Source organism: Legionella moravica DSM 19234 (genome assembly GCF_000423305.1).
Taxonomy (GTDB): domain Bacteria; phylum Pseudomonadota; class Gammaproteobacteria; order Legionellales; family Legionellaceae; genus Legionella; species Legionella moravica.
Genome location: NZ_KE384002.1, coordinates 111,161 through 131,935, shown reverse-complemented (window position 1 = coordinate 131,935; position 20,775 = coordinate 111,161). Strand labels below are relative to the sequence as shown.

Here is a 20,775-nt window from a genome sequence, read left to right as displayed (position 1 = left end):
AGAATAAAATGAATGAATTAATTGAAAAAGCAAAAAAAATTCAATGCCTTATTTGTGATGTCGATGGAGTCCTTAGTGATGGACTGCTTCATATTGACAATCATGGTAATGAATTAAAATCCTTTCATGTCCAGGATGGAATGGGTCTAAAATTGCTTATGGCTATTGGCATAGAAGTTGCAGTTATTACTACCGCTCGCAATGCTGTTGTAGATCACAGGATGAAACAGCTAGGAATAGTCCATTATTTTAAAGGACAAGTTGATAAGCGAGATGCCTACCAGCAACTTAAAAAAAGCCTGGGGCTGAATGATGAGCAATTCGCCTATATCGGTGATGACTTACCTGACTTACCATTAATCCGGCAAGTTGGATTAGGTGTGGCAGTCGGAAATGCAGTCACCCAGGTAAAAGAGTTTGCTGATTGGCAAACCCAGCAAACAGGTGGTCGTGGAGCAGTAAGAGAACTGTGCGACTTAATTCTGAACGCACAAAATAAAATGGATTTAGCACTGGAAGGTTATCTAAAACAATGAACGCCATCAAACAAGCAGCATGGTTGTTTTTTGCAATTGCACTTCTGGCATGTTCCAGTTGGTATTTTACCAACTCAAAGAAACTCATTAGTTTGGATAACGATATACTGTCCAATACTATCGATACGACAATCACTCAATTGACCGTAAGTCAATTCAATAGTGAAGGAGTACTGATTAACTTATTAACCACTCCATTAATGGAACACATCCCTAAAGATGACATTCACCTGCTAAAGACCCCCCATATTATTATCCATCAGGATGATCAACCGGCATGGGAGATTAATTCCAAGCGCGCTAAATCATTCGAAGGCGGTAAACGCATTACGTTTATAGAGCAAGTTGTTGTTCATCAAAATCCTGGCGACAAATCCCAGGAAAGCACCTTGAAAACAGAAGAAGTAACCTATTATCCACAAGAAAAGAAAGCAACTACCGACTTGTTCGTAACTTTTGAACAACCAGGAAACATCATTCAGTCAACTGGAATGAATGCTTATCTTGATGAAAAACGCGTCGAACTGCTTCACCAAGCCAGAGGTAGATATGAGCCAGCGAAAGGCTAGCTTCAGTTTATTAGTAATTTTGATGCTGAATGTTATGGTTGGTTATGCCCTTCCCTCAGACAAAGAGCAGACCATGCATGTCATCTCTGACTCCGCCGATTTAAGCCAAAAAAATCATAAAGGAGTCTACACTGGTAACGTAGAATTCATGCAGGGTTCAACTAATCTGAATGCAGCTAAAGCCATAACTCAAGGTGATGCCAAAAATCAGTTAGTCTTGGCCATAGCCAATGGTGAAAAAGGGAAACAAGCTCACTACTGGACCGAAACCGGACCCGACAAGCCACCTTTTCATGCCTATGCTGATACTATAAAGTATTACCCATTAAAACATCTAATTGAATTAATCGGCAACGCGCGTATTGAACAAGGAACCAATTCATTGTCCGCGGCTAAAATTAGCTACGACACCCTCGAGCAGCATGTTGTATCTGAAAGCGACGGGAAAACCAGAACAACCATTATCATTTATCCAGAAAAGAAACCGACATGAGTCTATTAGAAGCCCGAGAGTTAAAAAAATCATTTAAATCCAGAACTGTGGTTAACGGCATTAGTATTAATATCAAAAAAGGGGAATGTGTTGGGTTGTTAGGGCCTAACGGAGCAGGTAAAACCACATGTTTCTATATGATAGTAGGCCTGCAATCCTGTGATGAGGGTCAGATCATTTTGAATGGTACAGACATTACCCATTCCGCAATGCACCAAAGAGCACGATTAGGTATAAGCTATCTACCTCAAGAGGCTTCAGTATTCCGTAAACTTACCGTTGCAGAAAACATCATGGCAATCCTGCAGCTTAGGACTGATTTGGACGAACAAGCCCGAGAAGAGAAGCTGGATTTGCTCCTTCAGGAATTCCATATTACCCATATTGAAAAAAGTCTGGGAATGTCCTTATCAGGTGGCGAAAGAAGACGGGTTGAAATTGCCAGAGCTTTAGCAATTGAACCCTCGTTTATACTTCTTGATGAACCGTTTGCCGGCGTTGATCCAATTTCGGTTATCGACATTAAAAGAATTATTCAGCATTTATGCGATCATGGCATTGGTGTGTTAATTACGGATCATAATGTAAGAGAAACATTGGATATTTGTGAACGCGCTTATATTGTAAGCCAAGGAAAAATTTTATGTGAAGGTGCTCCGGAAGTCATCCTGGCTAATAAACAAGTGAGGGCAGTATACCTCGGTGAGGATTTTGCATTATAGGATCTCAATGCTAGTACTGATTGATAATTACGACTCATTTACCTATAACCTGGTACAATATTTTCAATGTTTGAACCAAACGGTTTCAGTTCATCCCCATGATCACATTAGCATAGCGGATATAAAAAAACTTGCCCCCAAACTTATAGTCATTTCACCAGGCCCCAATTCACCTGATGATGCAGGCATTTCCCTGGAAGCAATCAGAGCATTTCATCAGGATATTCCTATATTAGGTGTTTGTCTTGGCCATCAATGCCTGGCTCAGGCTTTTGGAGGAACAATTATCTCAGCTCCTGAAATCATGCATGGCAAAACCTCTGAAATCCGCCACAGTAATAGAGGACTCTTCAAGAATATTCCTAATCACTTTAAAGCCACGAGATATCACTCGCTGGCAGTCGAAGCATCCAGTTTGCCCGATTGTTTTTCTATAGACGCCTGGGCAGATAATACAATTATGGCAATTTCACATCGTCAATACCCTCTTTTTGGTCTACAATTTCATCCCGAAGCAATTTTAAGCCAATACGGTTTGCACATATTAGAGAATTTTTTAAGTTATGAAGCCCAATCAACTATTTGAACAACTCATCGCGAAGCAAGATCTGAGCCCCTCTCAAATGCATGAAGTCATTCATGACTGCATGACGGGTCAATTAAATGATCTGCAGATCGCAACTTTTTTGGCTCTCATGCGAATGAAGGGCGAAACAGCCAATGAGTTGACTACCGCTGCATCTGTAATGCGACAATTAGCTCATCCTCTTGCACTTGGTGAGAATCTGATTGATATCGTTGGCACCGGTGGCGATGGCAAAAATACCTTTAACGTATCTACTGCCTGTAGTTTTGTAGTAGCTGGAGCAGGAATTCAAGTTGCAAAACATGGAAATCGCTCCGTCTCAAGCCGAAGCGGTAGTGCCGATTTATTGGAACAGGCGGGATTTACCCTGAATCTTACTGACGACCAGATGATGGCCTGCATGAAACAATGCGGCTTGGCTTTTCTCTTTGCACCCCATTATCATCCTGCCATGCAGCATGCACGTGCAGCGCGCCAACAGTTGGGAATTAGAACTCTGTTTAATTTGCTTGGACCTCTGGTCAACCCTGCGCGCGTTAAAAAACAGGTTGTTGGAGTGTATCCAGCAAACTGGCTAAAACCGTTATCCATCGTATTGGCTAATTTGGGCAGTGAACGCTCCTTGGTCATCAGTTCACACGATGGCCTTGATGAAATCAGTATTGCCGCACCTACCGATGTTGTAGAGTACCATAATGGAACTTATAAAGAATGGCTGATTCATCCAGAACATTTTGGTATAAAACACCAATCACTGGATGCCATTATTGTTGACTCACCCCAGCAAAGTCTGGAATTAATTTCATCCGTACTTTCCGGAGCCCAGGGTGCTGCGAGAGACATGGTGCTACTGAATTCTGCTGCGGCAATTTATTGTGCCAGGGATGAATTATCATTCGACCTTGCTCTTGAACAGGCTAAAGCATCAATAGACAGTGGTAAAGCAGCCCAATGTTTCACCAATCTTCGAAATCTAACTCAACAATTAACTAAAGAATCTCACCATGAATAGTATTTTACAACGCATTGCTCAACATAAGCAGGAAGAAGTTGCCCAATCTAAAAAAGATAAGCCCCTGAGTTCCCTTTCAAAAGAACACGACATTCAGAGACGAGATTTTCTGGCAGCTCTTCAATCCGGTTCGTCCCCTTCAATCATCGCAGAAATTAAAAAAGCCTCTCCCAGTAAGGGATTAATAAGAGAACACTTTGATGTCGCAGAAATTGCAACTGTATATGCCAATAATGGCGCAAAATGCCTTTCCGTTTTAACCGATAGAGATTTCTTTCAAGGACACCCTGATTATTTGGCGTTAGCAAAATCACAGTGTAATCTACCCGTTCTAAGAAAGGATTTTATCATTGACCCATACCAAATCCATGAGAGTCTGGCTTTGGGTGCGGACTGTATTCTTCTTATAGTTGCCATGTTGGATGACATGCAATTAACTGATTTTTGTCAATTAGCCCAGGAGCTTAACCTGTCTGTACTCGTTGAAAGTCACACCAGGGAAGAGCTGGAGCGAGCTATAAAATTACCGACTCCATTGATAGGCATCAACAACCGCAGCCTGCATACCTTTAAAACAGACATGCAATTAAGCATTCAACTAAAAGAATGTGTGCCCTCAGATAAACTAATTATTTCGGAAAGTGGAATCAACACACGAAACGACATTAAATTAATGCAGTCTCATGGGATTAATACCTTTCTTATCGGGGAAAGTCTGATGCGAGCCCAGAACATAGGCAAAGCGCTCAAAGGATTAATCTGCGATCCCAATTAATTACTCTTCATATCCTGGCTCAGGAGTATCAATGGGTTCTGGTTCGGGTAATTCCGGATATCCTGGTTCCAACGGTTCTGGATTTATTGGATACTCTATTGGCTCCGCGGGGTATTCATATGGGGATTCCGGTATTTCACTGTTTCTCAAAGTAACACCTTTGGGTTGTCATTTTAATTAATTATAGCAAAGCCAAATTCGACTATATTGAAACACTAAAAATATTTATGTCATGCCTTGGCCTGTAGCTCGTGATTGTTGAAAGTTTAGTATTAAAGCAAATTATGGTACCCTTTCGAAATTAAGTATTTCTTCACTACTCAGCAATCTGCATGAGGCAATCGAAGATAAAATGACAGAATATTGGGGAACTCGAATGAAGGTTGCTTTAATTACTGGTGCTGCCAGTGGCATAGGACTAGCCCTAAGCCAACTATACCTCCAACGTGGCATCAAGGTAGTCATGGTGGATAAGGACAGCTCCAAACTTATAAAAGAGGCCAACGAACTGAATGAGTTATATCCTGGATTGGCACTCAATAAAACGTGTGACATCACCAAGCCTGATGACATTGAACAACTGCTTGCCTATGTCGATACTCATTGCGGTAGAATAGACTGGCTTTATAATAACGCCGGGATTATTGGATCTTTGGCTCCAGTCTGGGAGTTGCAGCCTGAACAGCTTAATCAGGTCATGGATGTTAATTTACATGGAATGATCCATGTCATCCGAATTTTTATGCCTTATTTATTTAAGCAGCCATTTCATTCTCATATAATTAATATGGGAAGCTTGTATGGACTGTGTTCTGGTTCACAAATTGCAGCATACTCCATGTCGAAACATGCGGTATTGGCTTTATCTGAATCCCTGTTTTATGATTTGAAAAGACTAGAAAAGCCAGTCGATGTATCAGTCGTATTCCCTTCATTTACCGACACCTCGTTATTATCAACTAATCCGGCTGAATCCAATTCCGTATTTCACGAATCATTAAATTCGCTATTAGCGCACTCACGGCCCGCATCTGATGTTGCGTTACATATCATCCAGGAAGTAGAGCAGAAACGATTTTATATATTGCCAGATAAAGAAGTCAAAGGTTATTGTGAAGAACGGACAAACGCCATCGTTCGTCAGGAAAACCCTTATATTAATAACATTGAAAAGCTAATGAACGCTCTAATCAAACGCAAACACGCTTTAAGGTCTGTTGATAATTGACTTATTGCATTGCTCGAAAACGCCTAATTACCGTGCTTTAGGTGCGGTATGCAGACAATAGTATAAACGAGCGCGCTTTTGCGCGACAGTATTTGAACCCCCTCACCCTAAACCCTCTCCCCCACGCTTTGTGCGGTGGAGAGTGGATTTGGATTTGATCGGAAGAGGCTCAATTTCCCCGGACACTAATGTGCTTTCGCGAGGATGACTACCTTATAAAATGGTACATTAGAACTGATGAATAGCAGAATGGTGTATTTAAGAAGGCATCCTGTGAGAAGGCTCCTTCAAATACCAAGAGCCATTTCTAGCGTTCAATTCTGATTTAAAAATTCAACCAAATCGTTTTTGATCCAGCATTTCCAATAATTCACGACGAAACCGGTGATAGTCAACTTCCAGGGCATGACGCCTGTTGGATTTAAAACGATAATGCGGTTTATTAATCTCTTTCTCTATTTTTTTATGCAATTGCTCTGGTCGCTTTAAACTTCCAGTAATGATGCGTGCAACAATTTTCGATTGATAATCAGCGAGTGGCCAAATACACCCTTGAGGCTGGCACAAACCGATAAAATACAAATTATCAAATTCGGGATGCATCATTTTTCGATACAGAGGAATTTTGGTGGAATTGCTAAAATCCAGGCATTCTTTATCAAAAAATGGAAAACTGATTTGATAGCCAGTCGCAAAAATGACCGTATCAAACTCATCGTTGCTGCCGTCAGTAAAATGCACTACATTCCCATCGAAGTGGGAAATGCCAGGACGAGGCAAAATTTTTCCATGACGAATAAAGTACAATAATTCCGAATTGATTGTTGGATGTATTTCCAGAGGGCCACAATCGGGTTTCATTAATTTGTATTTACCATAACGTCCCTGCAAGCCTCGAACTACCAGGCTGATAAATTTCTGTCTTAACCAGGATGGCATCCATTGAATTTTAGCTACAGCAACGTCAGTAGGTTTACCAAAAATAAATTTGGGGAATATATGATAGCCTCTGCGCATGCTGATACAGGTTTTAGGAGACACTCGGGAAATTTCTACTGCCACATCACAAGCTGAGTTTCCACCACCTACGACTAATACTCGCTTATCTTTAAAGGTCGATGCCTTTTTATATTGATGGGAATGAAGCACCTCACCGGTAAATTCCCCCTGATACTCAGGCATAGTGGGATCCCAATGATGGCCATTTGCAACTAACAAATAGTCATAACATTCCTCATGAGTACCTTGTGAGTCTTCATAAAGGACATTCCATTTCTGCTCTTCAGTTCGCGTGACTTTCAAAACTGTGGTATTAAAACGAACATATTTGTTCAGATCGAAATGTTCTGCGTAACTCTTAAAATAATTTAATAACTGTGCATGAGATGGATAATCAGAATATTCCGCAGGCATAGGAAAGTCTTCAAACTGTGACCATCTCTTTGAACTTATAATATGAGTGGTTTCATAGACACTTGAATGATTATTATTCTCATCATATACCCAATTGCCACCTATTTGATTGTTTTTTTCAAAAGCCGTGATACTGGTTAAACCTTGTTCCTGTAAGTTTTTAATTGCTGCGATTCCACTCGGGCCAGCTCCAATAACACAGATACGAGGAGATATACAGTCTTTATGCGCCCTTACTATTTCCATCAATTAACACCTTTTCAACTTTATCCAAAATCATCGCCTGTACGACTTTATCTTTATCAATAGTGAAGTGATTTACACTAACCTCTTTTAATGTATTCACATTAACATTTTCAATGTGTGTTGCTTCAGGATTCACCGCCCTTAGCTTCAGGCCACTAAACATGGGAACGTAACCGGGTTTATAAACATTTAGCACCTGTTTTACATTTGGAGGTACTATGGTTTGAGATACGGCATCAACGGTAACTAACAGAGCAACGGGTACACCCGCTCCATTAAGATTACGCGCAACCTTAATCTGCTCGTTGGCTCCTAATGAATGGCCAACTAAAATTATAGGCCTGTGATCTTTTTGTTTGTAATAGCGAGTGATGATGTTTCGACTGACTTCACCGGCGTTATACCACATGGTACTTCGGGAAGAGATATGATATTTGTCCGCTACAGTATCTCTTAATTGATTCATTCCCTTGCTGAAAATACCTAATCCACCGCGCATGGTATGCACTTCGCCCTTTTTAGCAGGTGCTGAATTCACTTTTGACGTATTATTTTGCCCAGTGCTTGTATGATGTGTCACTTTTTTTCTATAAGCACTTCGGGAACCGGATAAATCAACACATCCAGTTAAAATAATACTCGTTAACAACAATAAGAATGGTATGAAAAAATACGTTTTCCGGGTGCGATAAGAGTTCATATTATTTTTATTGTGATTTATCGAAGCCTCATCATAACGTATTCTTGATTTATTTTACAGAGGCTTAGCTCTTCAAATAATAACTTCTCTACCCCCCCATGCAACATTATTCCGAATGTAATGAGAGATCAACCTTTCCTCTTACCGGTTGGGAAGGTAGCGTGAAGCAACATCCATTAATCTAATAAAACAATGGGATCAAGGTAACGCCCTTGCCCCCAGGAAACGTGGACCAGCTCCAGTGCATGCCATTGAGCTTCCTGTTCTACCTGCGTAGCAATGACCTGAATATCGAGTGTTTTTGCCATCTCGTTAAAATAGTGTATAAAAAACTGCTTACTTTCATTTTCATCAATATCCTGCACCAGACTTCCATGCAATTTTAAGTAATCAACATGAAGCTCACTTAAATAATGCAAAGGAGAAAAATGAATTCCAACTCGATCCACACCAATCTTTACACCCAATTTTTGCACTTGTTTTGCAAATAATTTCACTTCTGTGAATGATTCAAGAACTTTACTCTCGCTTATTTCTAATGACAGATTTTTTAATACAGCCTGGGGTATTTTTTTTAATTGATGTAAATAAGCATCTCGATGCTCATTATTCACTAAAGTATCTTCAGATACATTCAACGCAAAACACTCATTGGAAGCAATTTTTTTGGCAGCCAACTCGTTAAGAACGTACTGGTCAATCAGATATGCCAATCCCATTTTTTCAGCTGCCGGCATAAAATAACCAGCACCCAACTGATCATTATTCAGATCGAGAATTCTTACGAAGATTTCTTTGTGTAAATATTCTTTACCGTTGGTCACCCCTTGCGCATATAAATGTATCCTTTTTTGGTTTAAGAATGTAACCACATCATCACGGGTAATTAACCGTCGATACTTAAAGGTATCATGTTCTTTTTGACAATAAAAAACCTGCTGTTCCCGGGCTTTTTTAACCGACAAATCAACCATGGATAATAAATTGGATACACTTTGATGAGCAAAATAACCAGAAGCTCCCATATGAGCCTGACACAATTTAATGTCACTGATTGCCTGCCTTAAGCTACTTTCAAACTCCATACATTGGTTATCAAATATCTCAGGATCGAGTTCATGGCTAATTAAAGCAAAGGTACTTCCACTAATTCGTGCAATTGAACTGACCGAAGAGTCACTCCAGAATTCCTTGCATATTTTTGCAACGAGTAAAACCAGGTTATCACCCTGCTGATAACCCTGTTTATGATTCAGCTCATCCAGACCATCAATAACGATCATTAAGACATAACCGGGAATATACTCATCCTCATTATCTAAAATTGCAGATAATTGCTGTAAAAAATAACGCCGGTTACTTAATCCAGTCAGAGGATCCTGATAAACCTGTACCCGCAATAGTTCGGCTTGCTGTAATTGGTCTTCAAATAATGATTTAATTTTTAACACCATCTGATTCATTGCAAGGGTCACCTGCTTCAACTCTGGAGTACGAGGTATGTGCGTTTCGATGGGAAACTCATGCTCTGAGATTGCTAAAGCCTGTGAAGTGACTCTTTTTAAGGGTCTCATCAATAACTGAATGAACCCATAAGTTAAGAGCAAGGCAGCTAAAGCAAATACAAAATATGCCTTAACCATTTCAACAGCGTTTCGCCACAAAGAAGAATAGACATTATTGGGATCACTGATCACAGATACCTCCCCTGCCTGCATCCATCCATCCATAACCAATGAGTTCTTTTTAGTTAAGGGCCATTGGATCAAATGGACAAACCACTGAGGTATGTTATTGTGCGGCGACACAAATTGTTTGGTCACGATGACTTTACCCTTGATGTCTTTTACCTGAATAAAAGAAAAATAGCCTCTATCAAATACTGCTTGAACCATGGAATTCACAGTTGGCAGATCATGATTTAATAATGATTGAGATAACGACAATCCTAATGAGGTAGCCGTATCCTGAGCATTGCTCTCCAGTTGCTGGATAAAAAAGTTGCGGGCATTATTCATCGTTATGAAATAAGTGCCAATAAAAACGAGGAGTAACATCATTAAAACACATAATGCCATTTTCTTGTTCAGTGTCATGGTCTTTCACCTTTTAGTGCATACGCTTCATTAATTCATCCCATTTGCCCAAACCGTTGGATTGCCCCATAAAGGAACTTTGACCCCGTTGTTTGGCCAGCCATAAACCTTCACCATTAAAACTGTATATTGGTTTGAGATCTTTACGCTTGGATGCCCGCATGATGTCAGGCTCCAAACTGTCTAATATAAGAGGCTCTGCTTCAGGAGTTGGATAGTAAGACAAAACCATATGTGCCTGATTTAATTTAAGGGATGTAACATAAGTAATTCTTAACCGCTCTGTTGGCACTCCCAGGGCAATTAAAGTGAAATATTTAATTATCGCAAAATCTTCGCAATCCCCCCCGCCATCGATAATGAATTCCTCAGGAGATTTCCAATAATCTTCCACACCCTGGGATTGCAGATCGGATTCATAATTGAATTGATTAAAAAAAGAATTTACTTTCTCTAACTTGATGTCTTCAGATTTATTCTCAAGATCTTTTATTAAATTAACCCAGGCTCGAAATCTTTTTTTAATATCACCTTGGGATTTAAGCTCCATTTGGTGAATTTTTTCAATAGTTACGGGTGCTGAAGCATGAAGACAGGAGCTGGTTAAATAAAAAAAAGCCAGGCACATCAAAAAAAATGTACCTAGCGTTCGATTATGCTTTTTGGGGCTTATTTTTGAATGTAACAAGTACCCCTTGTACATGAGCCAGTTCCTTTAATCGTTCCATTCCATTCCCCGCATGCCCGCGATATTCATAAGGCCCTACAAGTACAGTCAGGCGATTATCACACTCAGTCATGAAGGCTGAAAAACCAAGTCCTTGCAAGCGATTTACCAAAGCAACAGCATTACTTTTCACATCAAACACACCCGCTGAAACATACCATAATTTAGGGGTTACTTGCTGAGGATAAGTAGTGTTCTTATCGATTATCGCCTTATTAATTGGAGTCGTTTCCATATTTTTAACAGGCTGAGCTAAAAGCATGGGGCGATCCGTATCATTAGGATAAGGTATCTCATCCATCTTTTTATTTAACAGGATATGCGTCTGAGCTGAGCTAAATACATCGTTATTTACCACATTGACAGGCAATCTTAATTTTAAATAATTCAATAATTTACCCATACCATTCAGAATTCTAAAGCGAGACAGCATCTCGTCATTTTGGCCCCGAGCCAGCTCAATTTCTGATTGATAATACTCATTCTGGGAATCCAGCAAGTCGAGCAAGGTTCTTTTTCCTACCTTAAACTCATCCTGATATGCAGCACGTGTCTTTTTTGAAGCAACGACGTGAGTTTTTAGAGGCTTTATTCTAAGCGCTGCCGAAGTATAAGCATTCCAGGACAAACGGATTGCTTCTTTCAATTGAAGCAAACTGCGATTTTTTACTTCATATGCTTCCTGTACCTGATAAGCTGTCTGACGCACAAAAGCCTCGTCTGCGCCACCACGAAACGCATTATAGTTCATTCGAATTGCAGCAAGATCCGAATTATTGGGGCCAACCAAACCGCTAAGGTTTCTGTTTTTGGAAGCACTCAACACCAAATCAACTTTAGGATAATATGCTGCTCTGGCTACCTCATACTGAGCTTTAGCTTGCTTAATGTCAGCATAACTGGATTTAACAGTAGGATGATTATCCAAACCTTTTTCAAGCGCTATTGCCAGAGTGCTTGGCAATTCCTTATCGGTCGGTATGTGTGGCCATGTTAAATGTTCAGGCCATTTTCCTACCAGTTTTGCGTAGTTGATTCGCACTTCCTGAAGGTTGGCCTCTGCACTGATTTTATTGGATTCAGCAAGAGCAAGCCGTGCAACAGCCTGATCCACTTCAGCTTCGCGCGAAATTCCTGCATCAGCCCGTTCTTTAATCATCTTAAAAACAGCTTTATGAGCCTCGAGGTTACTTATGGAATAAGCATACAAGCGCTCATTCATTAGCACAGCCAGATAAGCTTTAGTGATATCCAGAGCCAAATCCTCAGCAACACCCTGGGTTCTCCACTTTTGTCCCTGAGTTAAATATTGATTCCGCTTGACCTCATTAACAATCCCGCCGCCTGAAAATAAATTCTGCTTGAACTCAACTGCAGATTCGGTACGGTCTAATATGGCAACATTAGTATCATCAATCGCAGTAGTTGTCGGGTTTAAACTTCTCTCTCGTCCGAAACCACCTGTTACATCAATAGTAGGATAATAAGCTCCCTTGGCTTTGTCTATTCCTTGTTTGGCCGACAATCCTTTTGCTGTATTAGACAAAACATCCGGATTTGAAATCATGCCATGTTGAACAGCATCATATAAAGAATCCGCTGTCGCATACGATGAAGTAAAAATAGCAACCAATAAAATCGCATGTCTCATGCCACGTCCTTATTCCATCAAAAAATTAAATGATAAACTTACCGTAATCTAATAAGTTAGTTCATGTAGGGACATGCTTCAATAGATTTTGAATTCTTTTTATATCTGTTAGTATAAGCAAATGATTGATATGTTGGATATTTTTTCATTATGACTGGTAATTTTTCAGTTGTCTCGGTTAGCCAGCTTAACAGACAAGTAAAATCCTATCTTGAAAATGAATTGGGGGTCGTTCATGTTGAAGGGGAAATTTCAAATTTGAGCAAACCCTCATCAGGACATCTTTATTTTACGCTGAAAGATAACTCGGCTCAAATACGGTGCGTATTTTTTAAAAATCGACATTTTGGATCTTCTGCAAGAGAACTTGGTGACGGGAAACAAATCGTGGCCAGTGGTACATTGAGTCTTTACGAAGCACGGGGAGATTATCAACTCATTGTCGACGAAATAACAGACGCGGGCTTAGGCGAACTCTACCAGCGATTCGAGGAGTTGAAAAAAAAACTTGCAGCTGAGGGCCTCTTTAATCCAGCCAGGAAAAAAAAGATACCTGAAATACCAAAGACCATAGGTATTATCACCTCATCCAGTGGTGCAGCACTTCGTGATATTTTATCTACCCTGGCGCGACGTTTTCCCTTGGCAAAAATCATCATCTACCCGAGCGAAGTCCAAGGTGCTACAGCCCCACAGCAACTGATTAAAGCGTTGCAATTTGCAAATGCTCACCCTCGCTGCGATGTACTGATACTGGCTCGCGGCGGCGGAAGTATAGAGGATTTATGGGCATTCAATAACGAACAGTTAGCCCGTGAAATTGCCGCCAGTACCATTCCTATTGTATCGGGTGTAGGGCATGAAACCGATTTCACCATTGCGGATTTTGTAGCGGATCTCCGAGCCGAAACGCCCACTGCGGCTGCTAATGCCGTAACCCCAAACTGTATTGAGCTATTCAATCGTATTCATCACGCCATTGCCCGTTTACAAACTGCCCAGAACAGACTCATGCAGAATCATCAGATAAAAGTGAAGCACTTATTAGACAAAATCTCCTCACCACGGCAAGCCATCAGTGCTTACTGGCAAACAATTGACTATCTTGAACGCCAATTAATTTCAAACCAGTCACAATGGATTAACCGAAAAAAACATGATGTATCTCGCTTTCTATCTCTGCTGCAGGCTAACAATCCCAAGACAAAGATTGAACAAACCCAACTGCACATGAATCAGATTGTGGCGCAATTAATCCTACAAGCCAAAAGTAAAGTCACCCAATTAAGGCATCAATTGGCAAATAATTTATCAACTTTGCACGCAGTAAGTCCCTTGGCTACACTAGACAGAGGATATGCCATTGCTACTATAGACAATAAAGTGATTTTTTCGACACAACAAGTACGTATTGGAGATGCAATCAATGTGCGTTTGGCAGAAGGCCAAATCGCCTGTGAAGTTACTTACATTAAGGACTAATAACAATCATGAATAAATTAATTCTTAGCGTCACTGTATTTTTATGGAGTCTGTCTGCTCACCTTTTTGCGCTAGCCTTACCTGAAAATCATGCAGTAAATGGCGGATTAACGATTATCCCCATTGACATTAACAAACAACCTGAAGCTTTTTATCAAGGGAAAAAAATCCCGGTCGTTCCCAGCTCCAAACCGAATCAGTGGTTGCTTATCGTGGCCATACCTTTAGCTAATAATGAACCGATTCAATACCTGGATCTTACAAAACCCATAAAAACCACCATTCCATTTCAAGTCAGTGATAAATTGTACACAACACAATTTTTAAATATCAAAGACATCAGCAAGGTTGATCCACAACCTCAGGATTTAGTTCGTATTGAAAAGGAAACCCGCAAACTAGCCCAAATCTACGCAAACTATTCCAATGCCAATCCATTCAAACAACAATTTGCAGCGCCTCTACGAGGACCTATCAGCAGTTTGTTTGGCTTGAAAAGAGTTTATAACAAACAACCCAGAGATCCTCACTCAGGACTGGATATCGCAACACCAGAAGGTGAGCCAATTCATGCAGTAAATGACGGTATGGTTGTAGAGACTGGAGATTATTTTTTTACTGGAAATACGGTGATTATTGATCATGGCATGGGTGTATTCTCTCTGTATGCTCACCTGAGCAAAATTCTCGTAAAATCCGGCGAACCGGTGAAACAGGGACAAGAACTCGGCCTTGTAGGAATGACAGGTAGAGTAACAGGTCCTCATCTTCATTGGTCGATGATAGTGAATCAAACGTTGGTTGAACCCCTGCTCTTTGTACCTGTTCGCAATATTGCAACACCACCGGTACAACCCAAAAAAACGGTTAAAAACGAAGAGCCGTCCATGGTCAAATCATGATTAATGAACTCGGCAGCAGCCTTAATTTAATCATCCTGCAAACGCAAAATAACTTCAAAGTTCTTGGAGTTATTTTGCTGCTCCCCTGGTCCATTTTTTTTATTAGTCAATTTGTTACCAAACGAATTCTGTTATTGGGTATCATTCCGAGGCACCTTCGAGGACTACCTGGAATTATTTGTACCCCACTACTCCATGCCAACTTTAATCATATATTTTTTAACTCAATTCCTTTGCTTGTATTAAGTAATTTCATTCTAATCAATGGCCTTAATTATTATCTGACAGTGACTTTATTAATAACTGTTTTGAGTGGTCTGGCAATCTGGTGCTTCGCAAAACCTGGTTTACATATCGGTGCCAGTGCATTAATAACGGGATACTGGGGATTTCTGATTTGTAACATTTATCAACAAGGTACATTAACTACAGTAATTCTGGGTTTAGTCAGTCTGTATTATTTTGCTGGTATTTTTTTTGGAATTTTCCCAAGAAAAAAAGGAGTATCCTGGGAAGGACATTTGTTTGGATTACTCGCGGGTTTAGCAACCAGTTATTTGGTTACACACGATACAAATCAACTCGTTTTAACCACTAAAATCCTCTCATAAGATTCATTTCTACCGTTTCACTAATGACCGTTCGGGAATTGATGTGCATCCTCTAATATTCTTTCTTACTCTGTGCTATCCTAAAAATAAAGAATATTAAGAGACAGAAAATGCCATCACTTAAAACTCTATTGATATCAATTATGTTAAGCATGGTTTTCTCACCAGTGTTCGCTGGTGGATGCTGCGAGAAAATGGGTGGGACAAACTACTGCGATTCATCTGCCGGCCGTTTAGTCTGTAATAATGGGTTTTACTCAACCTGCTACTGTGATCGCCATGCAGTGATGGATTTGCAACTACTAAAAGGGTGTTGCTTATGGCAAGGAGGAGTTTCTCCAGATTATATTGCATCTGGCCTGGTTGTATGTAATGACGGCTCAATATCAGAAGAATGCTCTTTACAAAACCCTCAACAAAGCATCGCAACCTGGTAATCTGTACGAATGTTATAAACTCAAAAAAATCGACTCTTCACGCTTCATATGCTTCATACATTGAGGATCTATAGCAAGGATCCTCTGGATGCTGCCTATCATAAGCCTGATTGAGTTTAATAAAAGCTTTTGAGTATTCAAAATTTATATCGTCTGCTCTGTCGAAAATATTGGATTTGATTAAACGAATAAGTATGTGGTTACAGCAATTTGCGAATTACATAAAAACCGTCTAATCTGAAATCATGTTAAACTAAAAAAAAGCAAGTAATTAACATGGAAAACTCCAAAACGTCCAAATTTTCTGGCTCCACTCTTGTTGATCTATTAGAGTTTCAAGCTATCCAAAACAATAATAAGATTGCCTGCCGCTTCATGACAGTGGATAATAACGGTGAGGAACAAATCCAGACGTTGTCTTATAAAGAGCTTGATATAAATTCACGGAAAATTGCAGCTCTTTTACAAAATAAACAATTCAAGGCAGGCGAACGGGCTATTTTAATTTATCAACCCGGGTTGGATCTAATCAGTGCATTTTTTGGGGCAATGTATGCCGGCTTAATACCTATACTCGTTTACCCTCCTCACAATCCCAAATTAGTCCACAAATTACAAAATATAATAAAAAACTCAAATCCATCCGTCTTGCTTTCAACAGAAGTGATTTTAAAGAAATTAAAAATTCTTAGAAGGCTAAAATGGATTAACGGAGTACCCCTAGTCAATTATCTTACAAATAAACTAATTCCTTATAACGTCCAACTTACAAACTGGAGCCTGGACCAGTTAAAATGGATTGCAACTGATACAATCCCCATTACCTTTGAGACAAAATGGAGTAAACCCGATATTCAAGGAGATATGTTAGCATTTCTCCAATACACATCAGGCTCAACTGGCGTACCCAAGGGGGTAATGATATCCCATAAAAACATTATACATAATCTTGAAAAAATCAATCATGCCTTTTGTATCAAAAATGATGATGTCTTTGTATCCTGGTTGCCTCCCTACCATGATATGGGATTAATTGGCGGTATACTTGAACCTATATACAGTGGTACAGAAACCAATCTGATGAGTCCTATAACATTTCTTAAGCATCCTGCTAAGTGGCTTACTACCATTAGCAATATGAAACAAAGAGTGTATAGTGGCGGTCCTAATTTTTCATACGATTATTGTGTCAAGAAAATACCTTTAGAAGTTCGTAATAAACTCGATCTTTCCAATTGGTTTGCAGCCTGGAGTGGCGCTGAGCCAATTAGATATGAGACTATAGAATCTTTTATTTCGGCTTTTAAACCCCATGGGTTTACAGAAAATGCCTTATGCCCTAGCTACGGATTAGCTGAGTCGACTTTAGTTGTTACATCTCATTCACCAGGATCAAAACCAAAAGTTATCGAAGTATCCAGGGACAGTCTTAAACAAGATAGCAGCGTTAAAATCAATTCGGCTAAAGGAAAGACTAAAAAACTGATTAGTTGCGGATTACCTATTGATGACCTGGTTATTATTTCAAATAGTACCAACCTGCCATGTCAACCCAATGTAATCGGTGAGATATGTTTTTCAAGCCAAAGTGTGTCAAAGGGTTATTGGAATTACACCAAAAATAACGATAAAGAATTTTTTTCTTCCTATAGAGGTGTTAATAACGATAAATTATATTTGAAAACAGGTGACTTAGGATTTTTATCAGAAGATGGGGAATTGTTTGTTACCGGCCGAATTAAAGATCTAATAATAGTCAATGGTGTCAATCACTACTCTCACGATATCGAACATACAGTTTCTACCGCACACCCATTAATACGTCTAAACCAGTGTGCTTGCTTTGCAATTGATCATAACAATAATGAACGGTTAGTGATCGTTTGTGAAACCAACGCACAAGACATCAAAAATGAAGGGCCGCAAATAATTGATGCAATAAAACATAGAGTACAAATTGAACATGAGTTGCCTGTGTTTTGGATTGCCTTAATAAGCCCTAAATCCTTACCTAGAACAACCAGTGGTAAATTAAAACGATTTGAAACAAAAGAACTCCTGATCAGTAAAAAGCTCGAGATTATGCATGAATGGAAAGAAAATGAACATTAAATTTTGGAGCCAAAGCTATGAAAAGCAACTCTTCTAATACAGAAATCTATGAAAAGCTAATCGGCGTTATTTCGAAATCTCTGCATATCGACCAAATGCAAGTAAAGCCCAACACCAACTTAAACTATGATCTTGGTGTATCTTCAATGCAACTCACTGAATTAGTATGTGATATTGAAGATGAATTTCATTGTACACTTTCCGATGAATCCCTGGCCTCTATTCAGACCGTTCAAGACCTTGCAAACAGCATTATTTCCGGACAAAAAAATACACATTAAATAAGGTATTTCTTTATGGATAGCACATTATTTTTAGATATAAAAAATCACTATGCAGATATTGGCAAAAAATTCGAGAATGCCTGTCAGGAAGCTCGCAAAAAAGGGTGTTTACCCGAAGGACTATGGGAAAGGCTTAGTGATGAACATTTTTTTATTAATTCAATTCAATATAATAACGAAGATGGTCTTCATTTTTTAGCCGCTGCACTTGAGGGATTGTCTTATGGAATGCGATGTCCCGGTTCATGCTCGTCATTGATAATCCAAGCCGGTGTTGTTATGCCAATGATAAATCAATTTGGTTCTGACACATTGAAAAACAAATATTGGGACTCACTGATCTCTGGAAAATTAATCACCGCACAAGCAGGATCAGAATTACATGGCGGTTCAGAATCCAAATTAATACAAACAAAATTAATTCCAAATGATAAAGGATTTATCCTGAATGGAACTAAATGGTCTATAACTAATGGATCGATTGCAAATTTAATGTTGGTGACTGCGGAAATAATGGATACTCACCAGCCCGTTATTGTAGCAGTCGATTCTTCATGGAATGGGGTTGATAACACACATTCTTTATGTGCATCTGGCGTTGAAGATTCTGCGACCGGTCAAATTGATTTTAGCAATGTTCAAGTTCCACCAGAGTTTATTCTTGGAAAAATCGGAGATGGGTATACTATTTTACACTCAATTTTTTCTAGAGAGCGATTATTAGTAGGTTTTGTTAATATCGGTGTTCTGGAGCGAATCATGGAAGAAACCATAGAATATACCGATACACGCATCGTTTTTAATAAAAAAATCATTGAGCATCAATACATCCGCAAAAGGTTGACTGACATTAAATGCAATTACGAAATTTCAAAATTGCTTGCCTACCAGGCTATTGAAAAATTTATGAATGGACAAGAATCCTCCCTATTAGCATCGATATCAAAATTCTATGGTGCTAATTTAGCGACGGATGCGATTATGCATATTATCAAGATTTTTGGTAGTTATGGCGTACAGAAAGATCGCTACGATTATTTACTAGCATCCTCAATAGCATCATCAATTGGCGGCGGAACAGAAGAAGTTCAACGCGAAGAAATTATAAAACATATGTATTTGAATTACAGAAGGGAGAAATCTATAAAACATCAAGATTAACAATATAATGGGGACTAATGATACGATTTGAGTGAACCACTGTCATCCCGTCAAATCCTATCACCAATACTATTGAAGAATGCTTTAGCAATAATAGATAAATTACAATAAAGTATAGTGAGTTAATATGTCTCTCCCTGTGAAACCGCAAGTAGATGACTATTTTGATTTGAAAAAGAATTACGACATTTTGATCTTACATTGCAAGTACGAAGCATTGGATGATTTTCGTGCTGATTTGTGTACCCCTAAAAACGAAACATATGAATTATGAAGCAAGCCTTGTAGCAGATGCTCTAACCCTGATCTATTAGACAAAATACGGTTGTTCAGTTAGTATTGACGTACTAAAAATTGCCCCATACAGATGATGAAATATGGGTGAAACAGGTTGTTATGAGCGTCGAATTTTATAAATTAATGTTGATTACTCATCGACAGACTACTCCTATTCCTCAATACCTGAATTTTATAAAACAGTGCATCTCATCAGGAGTCACATCCGTTCAATTGAGAGAAAAAAATGCAGATGAATCCTTTAAATTAGAATTTGCTCTGGAATTAAAACACCTTCTGAGCGCTTATCAAATTCCCCTGATTATTAATGATGATGTTCATCTTGCCATGCAGGTGCACGCGGATGGCGTACATCTTGGGCAATCAGATACCTGTCCATTGAAAGCCAGAAATCTATTGGGCATTAATAAATTCATTGGTCTTTCAATAGAGTCGGAGGATGAATTAACTCAAGCCAATCGCTCAGAACTAAATTATGTTGCCGCAAGCGCGGTTTTTCCAAGCCATCATAAAAATAATCTGAAAAAAATATGGGGCCTGGAGGGAGTAACTCATCTGTCCAACCAATCCAAACACCCTCTGATTGGTATTGGAGGAATCAACGAGGACAATTTAATCGACGTCCTTCAGGCTGGCGCACAAGGAGTAGCTGTAATAGGCGCGCTGCATCTAGCAAAGCATCCGGCAGATACGACATTAACACTCCGAAAAATAATTGACCGCAGGAGTTTTTAA

23 protein-coding genes are annotated in these 20,775 nt (G+C 39.4%); 17 read left to right on the top strand and 6 right to left on the bottom strand.

The annotated features are described in order from the left end of the window. The first annotated feature begins 8 nt into the window (after nucleotides 1-8). Genes G543_RS0114390 through trpC form a run of 7 tightly spaced genes read left to right on the top strand, consistent with a single transcriptional unit; the run spans nucleotide 9 to nucleotide 4,693 of the window. Complete coding sequence (locus tag G543_RS0114390; RefSeq protein ID WP_028385138.1) at nucleotides 9-536, top strand: KdsC family phosphatase; 528 nt, start codon at nucleotides 9-11, stop codon at nucleotides 534-536. Continuing rightward, nucleotides 533-1,105: an LPS export ABC transporter periplasmic protein LptC gene (gene lptC, locus G543_RS0114385; RefSeq protein WP_028385137.1), complete on the top strand. Its 573-nt coding sequence runs from the start codon at nucleotides 533-535 to the stop codon at nucleotides 1,103-1,105. The genes G543_RS0114390 and lptC overlap by 4 nt, the downstream gene beginning before the upstream one ends. Next, nucleotides 1,086-1,598, top strand: coding sequence for a lipopolysaccharide transport periplasmic protein LptA (lptA, locus tag G543_RS0114380; protein ID WP_028385136.1), 513 nt, complete (start codon nucleotides 1,086-1,088; stop codon nucleotides 1,596-1,598). The genes lptC and lptA overlap by 20 nt, the downstream gene beginning before the upstream one ends. Continuing rightward, nucleotides 1,595-2,320: an LPS export ABC transporter ATP-binding protein gene (lptB, locus tag G543_RS0114375; protein ID WP_028385135.1), complete on the top strand. Its 726-nt coding sequence runs from the start codon at nucleotides 1,595-1,597 to the stop codon at nucleotides 2,318-2,320. The genes lptA and lptB overlap by 4 nt, the downstream gene beginning before the upstream one ends. A gap of 7 nt (nucleotides 2,321-2,327) precedes the next feature. Then, a complete protein-coding gene (locus G543_RS0114370) occupies nucleotides 2,328-2,906 on the top strand; it encodes an anthranilate synthase component II (RefSeq protein ID WP_028385134.1) in 579 nt (192 codons plus the stop codon). Then, nucleotides 2,884-3,918, top strand: a complete 1,035-nt coding sequence (gene trpD / locus G543_RS0114365) for an anthranilate phosphoribosyltransferase (protein WP_028385133.1) — start codon at nucleotides 2,884-2,886, stop codon at nucleotides 3,916-3,918. The genes G543_RS0114370 and trpD overlap by 23 nt, the downstream gene beginning before the upstream one ends. After that, nucleotides 3,911-4,693, top strand: a complete 783-nt coding sequence (gene trpC / locus G543_RS0114360) for an indole-3-glycerol phosphate synthase TrpC (protein ID WP_028385132.1) — start codon at nucleotides 3,911-3,913, stop codon at nucleotides 4,691-4,693. Before trpD ends, trpC begins: the two co-directional genes overlap by 8 nt. Here trpC and G543_RS19205 read toward each other — a convergent pair whose 3' ends face one another. Next, on the bottom strand, nucleotides 4,694-4,843 hold the full coding sequence (locus G543_RS19205) for a hypothetical protein (RefSeq protein ID WP_165482382.1): 150 nt from the start codon (nucleotides 4,841-4,843) through the stop codon (nucleotides 4,694-4,696). Nucleotides 4,844-5,069: 226 nt separating this feature from the next. Between G543_RS19205 and G543_RS0114350 the strand changes: the two genes are divergently transcribed. Next, complete coding sequence (locus G543_RS0114350) at nucleotides 5,070-5,921, top strand: SDR family NAD(P)-dependent oxidoreductase (protein WP_028385131.1); 852 nt, start codon at nucleotides 5,070-5,072, stop codon at nucleotides 5,919-5,921. Nucleotides 5,922-6,254: 333 nt separating this feature from the next. Here G543_RS0114350 and G543_RS0114345 read toward each other — a convergent pair whose 3' ends face one another. The 5 genes from G543_RS0114345 to G543_RS0114325 all read right to left on the bottom strand — a co-directional run bounded on the left by G543_RS0114345 (nucleotide 6,255) and on the right by G543_RS0114325 (nucleotide 12,754). Further along, nucleotides 6,255-7,580: a flavin-containing monooxygenase gene (locus tag G543_RS0114345; RefSeq protein WP_028385130.1), complete on the bottom strand. Its 1,326-nt coding sequence runs from the start codon at nucleotides 7,578-7,580 to the stop codon at nucleotides 6,255-6,257. Continuing rightward, nucleotides 7,558-8,280 (bottom strand): hypothetical protein, encoded by a 723-nt coding sequence (locus tag G543_RS0114340; RefSeq protein ID WP_028385129.1) that lies wholly within the window; start codon nucleotides 8,278-8,280, stop codon nucleotides 7,558-7,560. Before G543_RS0114340 ends, G543_RS0114345 begins: the two co-directional genes overlap by 23 nt. A gap of 176 nt (nucleotides 8,281-8,456) precedes the next feature. Beyond that, nucleotides 8,457-10,376, bottom strand: coding sequence for a bifunctional diguanylate cyclase/phosphodiesterase (locus tag G543_RS0114335; protein WP_028385128.1), 1,920 nt, complete (start codon nucleotides 10,374-10,376; stop codon nucleotides 8,457-8,459). 13 nt (nucleotides 10,377-10,389) lie between these two features. Beyond that, nucleotides 10,390-11,079 carry a transglutaminase-like cysteine peptidase gene (locus tag G543_RS0114330; RefSeq protein ID WP_028385127.1) on the bottom strand — a complete coding sequence of 230 codons (690 nt, stop codon included), beginning with the start codon at nucleotides 11,077-11,079 and terminating at the stop codon, nucleotides 10,390-10,392. After that, nucleotides 11,030-12,754: a TolC family outer membrane protein gene (locus G543_RS0114325; RefSeq protein WP_028385126.1), complete on the bottom strand. Its 1,725-nt coding sequence runs from the start codon at nucleotides 12,752-12,754 to the stop codon at nucleotides 11,030-11,032. The genes G543_RS0114330 and G543_RS0114325 overlap by 50 nt, the downstream gene beginning before the upstream one ends. A 150-nt stretch (nucleotides 12,755-12,904) precedes the next feature. Here G543_RS0114325 and xseA point away from each other — a divergent pair, with 150 nt between their 5' ends. The 9 genes from xseA to thiE all read left to right on the top strand — a co-directional run bounded on the left by xseA (nucleotide 12,905) and on the right by thiE (nucleotide 20,775). Continuing rightward, the gene (xseA, locus tag G543_RS0114320) at nucleotides 12,905-14,236 is read left to right on the top strand and encodes an exodeoxyribonuclease VII large subunit (protein ID WP_028385125.1); all 1,332 of its coding nucleotides are present in this window, start codon (nucleotides 12,905-12,907) and stop codon (nucleotides 14,234-14,236) included. An 8-nt stretch (nucleotides 14,237-14,244) separates the two neighbouring features. Continuing rightward, nucleotides 14,245-15,138, top strand: coding sequence for a M23 family metallopeptidase (locus G543_RS0114315; RefSeq protein WP_028385124.1), 894 nt, complete (start codon nucleotides 14,245-14,247; stop codon nucleotides 15,136-15,138). Next, a complete protein-coding gene (locus G543_RS0114310) occupies nucleotides 15,135-15,749 on the top strand; it encodes a rhomboid family intramembrane serine protease (protein WP_028385123.1) in 615 nt (204 codons plus the stop codon). Before G543_RS0114315 ends, G543_RS0114310 begins: the two co-directional genes overlap by 4 nt. Before the next feature lie 110 nt (nucleotides 15,750-15,859). After that, complete coding sequence (locus tag G543_RS0114305; RefSeq protein ID WP_028385122.1) at nucleotides 15,860-16,186, top strand: hypothetical protein; 327 nt, start codon at nucleotides 15,860-15,862, stop codon at nucleotides 16,184-16,186. 276 nt (nucleotides 16,187-16,462) lie between these two features. After that, nucleotides 16,463-18,298, top strand: coding sequence for a fatty acyl-AMP ligase (locus G543_RS18090; protein ID WP_051190735.1), 1,836 nt, complete (start codon nucleotides 16,463-16,465; stop codon nucleotides 18,296-18,298). A 17-nt stretch (nucleotides 18,299-18,315) separates the two neighbouring features. Then, nucleotides 18,316-18,579: an acyl carrier protein gene (locus G543_RS0114295; RefSeq protein WP_035922431.1), complete on the top strand. Its 264-nt coding sequence runs from the start codon at nucleotides 18,316-18,318 to the stop codon at nucleotides 18,577-18,579. A 15-nt stretch (nucleotides 18,580-18,594) separates the two neighbouring features. After that, on the top strand, nucleotides 18,595-19,743 hold the full coding sequence (locus G543_RS0114290) for an acyl-CoA dehydrogenase family protein (RefSeq protein ID WP_028385120.1): 1,149 nt from the start codon (nucleotides 18,595-18,597) through the stop codon (nucleotides 19,741-19,743). Between the two features lie 127 nt (nucleotides 19,744-19,870). Then, nucleotides 19,871-20,017, top strand: a complete 147-nt coding sequence (locus G543_RS19050; protein ID WP_155824940.1) for a hypothetical protein — start codon at nucleotides 19,871-19,873, stop codon at nucleotides 20,015-20,017. A 122-nt stretch (nucleotides 20,018-20,139) separates the two neighbouring features. Next, complete coding sequence (gene thiE, locus G543_RS0114280) at nucleotides 20,140-20,775, top strand: thiamine phosphate synthase (protein ID WP_028385119.1); 636 nt, start codon at nucleotides 20,140-20,142, stop codon at nucleotides 20,773-20,775.

What these genes read in the sequence shown, in the direction of transcription:
- G543_RS0114330 (WP_028385127.1), bottom strand. Translation starts at nt 11,079, where the DNA reads ATGTACAAGGGGTACTTGTTACATTCAAAAATAAGCCCCAAAAAGCAT.
- G543_RS18090 (WP_051190735.1), top strand. Translation starts at nt 16,463, where the DNA reads ATGGAAAACTCCAAAACGTCCAAATTTTCTGGCTCCACTCTTGTTGAT.
- lptB (WP_028385135.1), top strand. Translation starts at nt 1,595, where the DNA reads ATGAGTCTATTAGAAGCCCGAGAGTTAAAAAAATCATTTAAATCCAGA.
- G543_RS0114345 (WP_028385130.1), bottom strand. Translation starts at nt 7,580, where the DNA reads ATGGAAATAGTAAGGGCGCATAAAGACTGTATATCTCCTCGTATCTGT.
- G543_RS0114305 (WP_028385122.1), top strand. Translation starts at nt 15,860, where the DNA reads ATGCCATCACTTAAAACTCTATTGATATCAATTATGTTAAGCATGGTT.
- G543_RS0114315 (WP_028385124.1), top strand. Translation starts at nt 14,245, where the DNA reads ATGAATAAATTAATTCTTAGCGTCACTGTATTTTTATGGAGTCTGTCT.
- G543_RS0114290 (WP_028385120.1), top strand. Translation starts at nt 18,595, where the DNA reads ATGGATAGCACATTATTTTTAGATATAAAAAATCACTATGCAGATATT.
- trpD (WP_028385133.1), top strand. Translation starts at nt 2,884, where the DNA reads ATGAAGCCCAATCAACTATTTGAACAACTCATCGCGAAGCAAGATCTG.
- G543_RS0114390 (WP_028385138.1), top strand. Translation starts at nt 9, where the DNA reads ATGAATGAATTAATTGAAAAAGCAAAAAAAATTCAATGCCTTATTTGT.
- G543_RS0114370 (WP_028385134.1), top strand. Translation starts at nt 2,328, where the DNA reads ATGCTAGTACTGATTGATAATTACGACTCATTTACCTATAACCTGGTA.
- G543_RS0114295 (WP_035922431.1), top strand. Translation starts at nt 18,316, where the DNA reads ATGAAAAGCAACTCTTCTAATACAGAAATCTATGAAAAGCTAATCGGC.
- G543_RS0114340 (WP_028385129.1), bottom strand. Translation starts at nt 8,280, where the DNA reads ATGAACTCTTATCGCACCCGGAAAACGTATTTTTTCATACCATTCTTA.
- trpC (WP_028385132.1), top strand. Translation starts at nt 3,911, where the DNA reads ATGAATAGTATTTTACAACGCATTGCTCAACATAAGCAGGAAGAAGTT.
- G543_RS19050 (WP_155824940.1), top strand. Translation starts at nt 19,871, where the DNA reads ATGTCTCTCCCTGTGAAACCGCAAGTAGATGACTATTTTGATTTGAAA.
- G543_RS0114335 (WP_028385128.1), bottom strand. Translation starts at nt 10,376, where the DNA reads ATGACACTGAACAAGAAAATGGCATTATGTGTTTTAATGATGTTACTC.
- lptA (WP_028385136.1), top strand. Translation starts at nt 1,086, where the DNA reads ATGAGCCAGCGAAAGGCTAGCTTCAGTTTATTAGTAATTTTGATGCTG.
- thiE (WP_028385119.1), top strand. Translation starts at nt 20,140, where the DNA reads ATGAGCGTCGAATTTTATAAATTAATGTTGATTACTCATCGACAGACT.
- G543_RS0114325 (WP_028385126.1), bottom strand. Translation starts at nt 12,754, where the DNA reads ATGAGACATGCGATTTTATTGGTTGCTATTTTTACTTCATCGTATGCG.
- lptC (WP_028385137.1), top strand. Translation starts at nt 533, where the DNA reads ATGAACGCCATCAAACAAGCAGCATGGTTGTTTTTTGCAATTGCACTT.
- G543_RS0114310 (WP_028385123.1), top strand. Translation starts at nt 15,135, where the DNA reads ATGATTAATGAACTCGGCAGCAGCCTTAATTTAATCATCCTGCAAACG.
- xseA (WP_028385125.1), top strand. Translation starts at nt 12,905, where the DNA reads ATGACTGGTAATTTTTCAGTTGTCTCGGTTAGCCAGCTTAACAGACAA.
- G543_RS0114350 (WP_028385131.1), top strand. Translation starts at nt 5,070, where the DNA reads ATGAAGGTTGCTTTAATTACTGGTGCTGCCAGTGGCATAGGACTAGCC.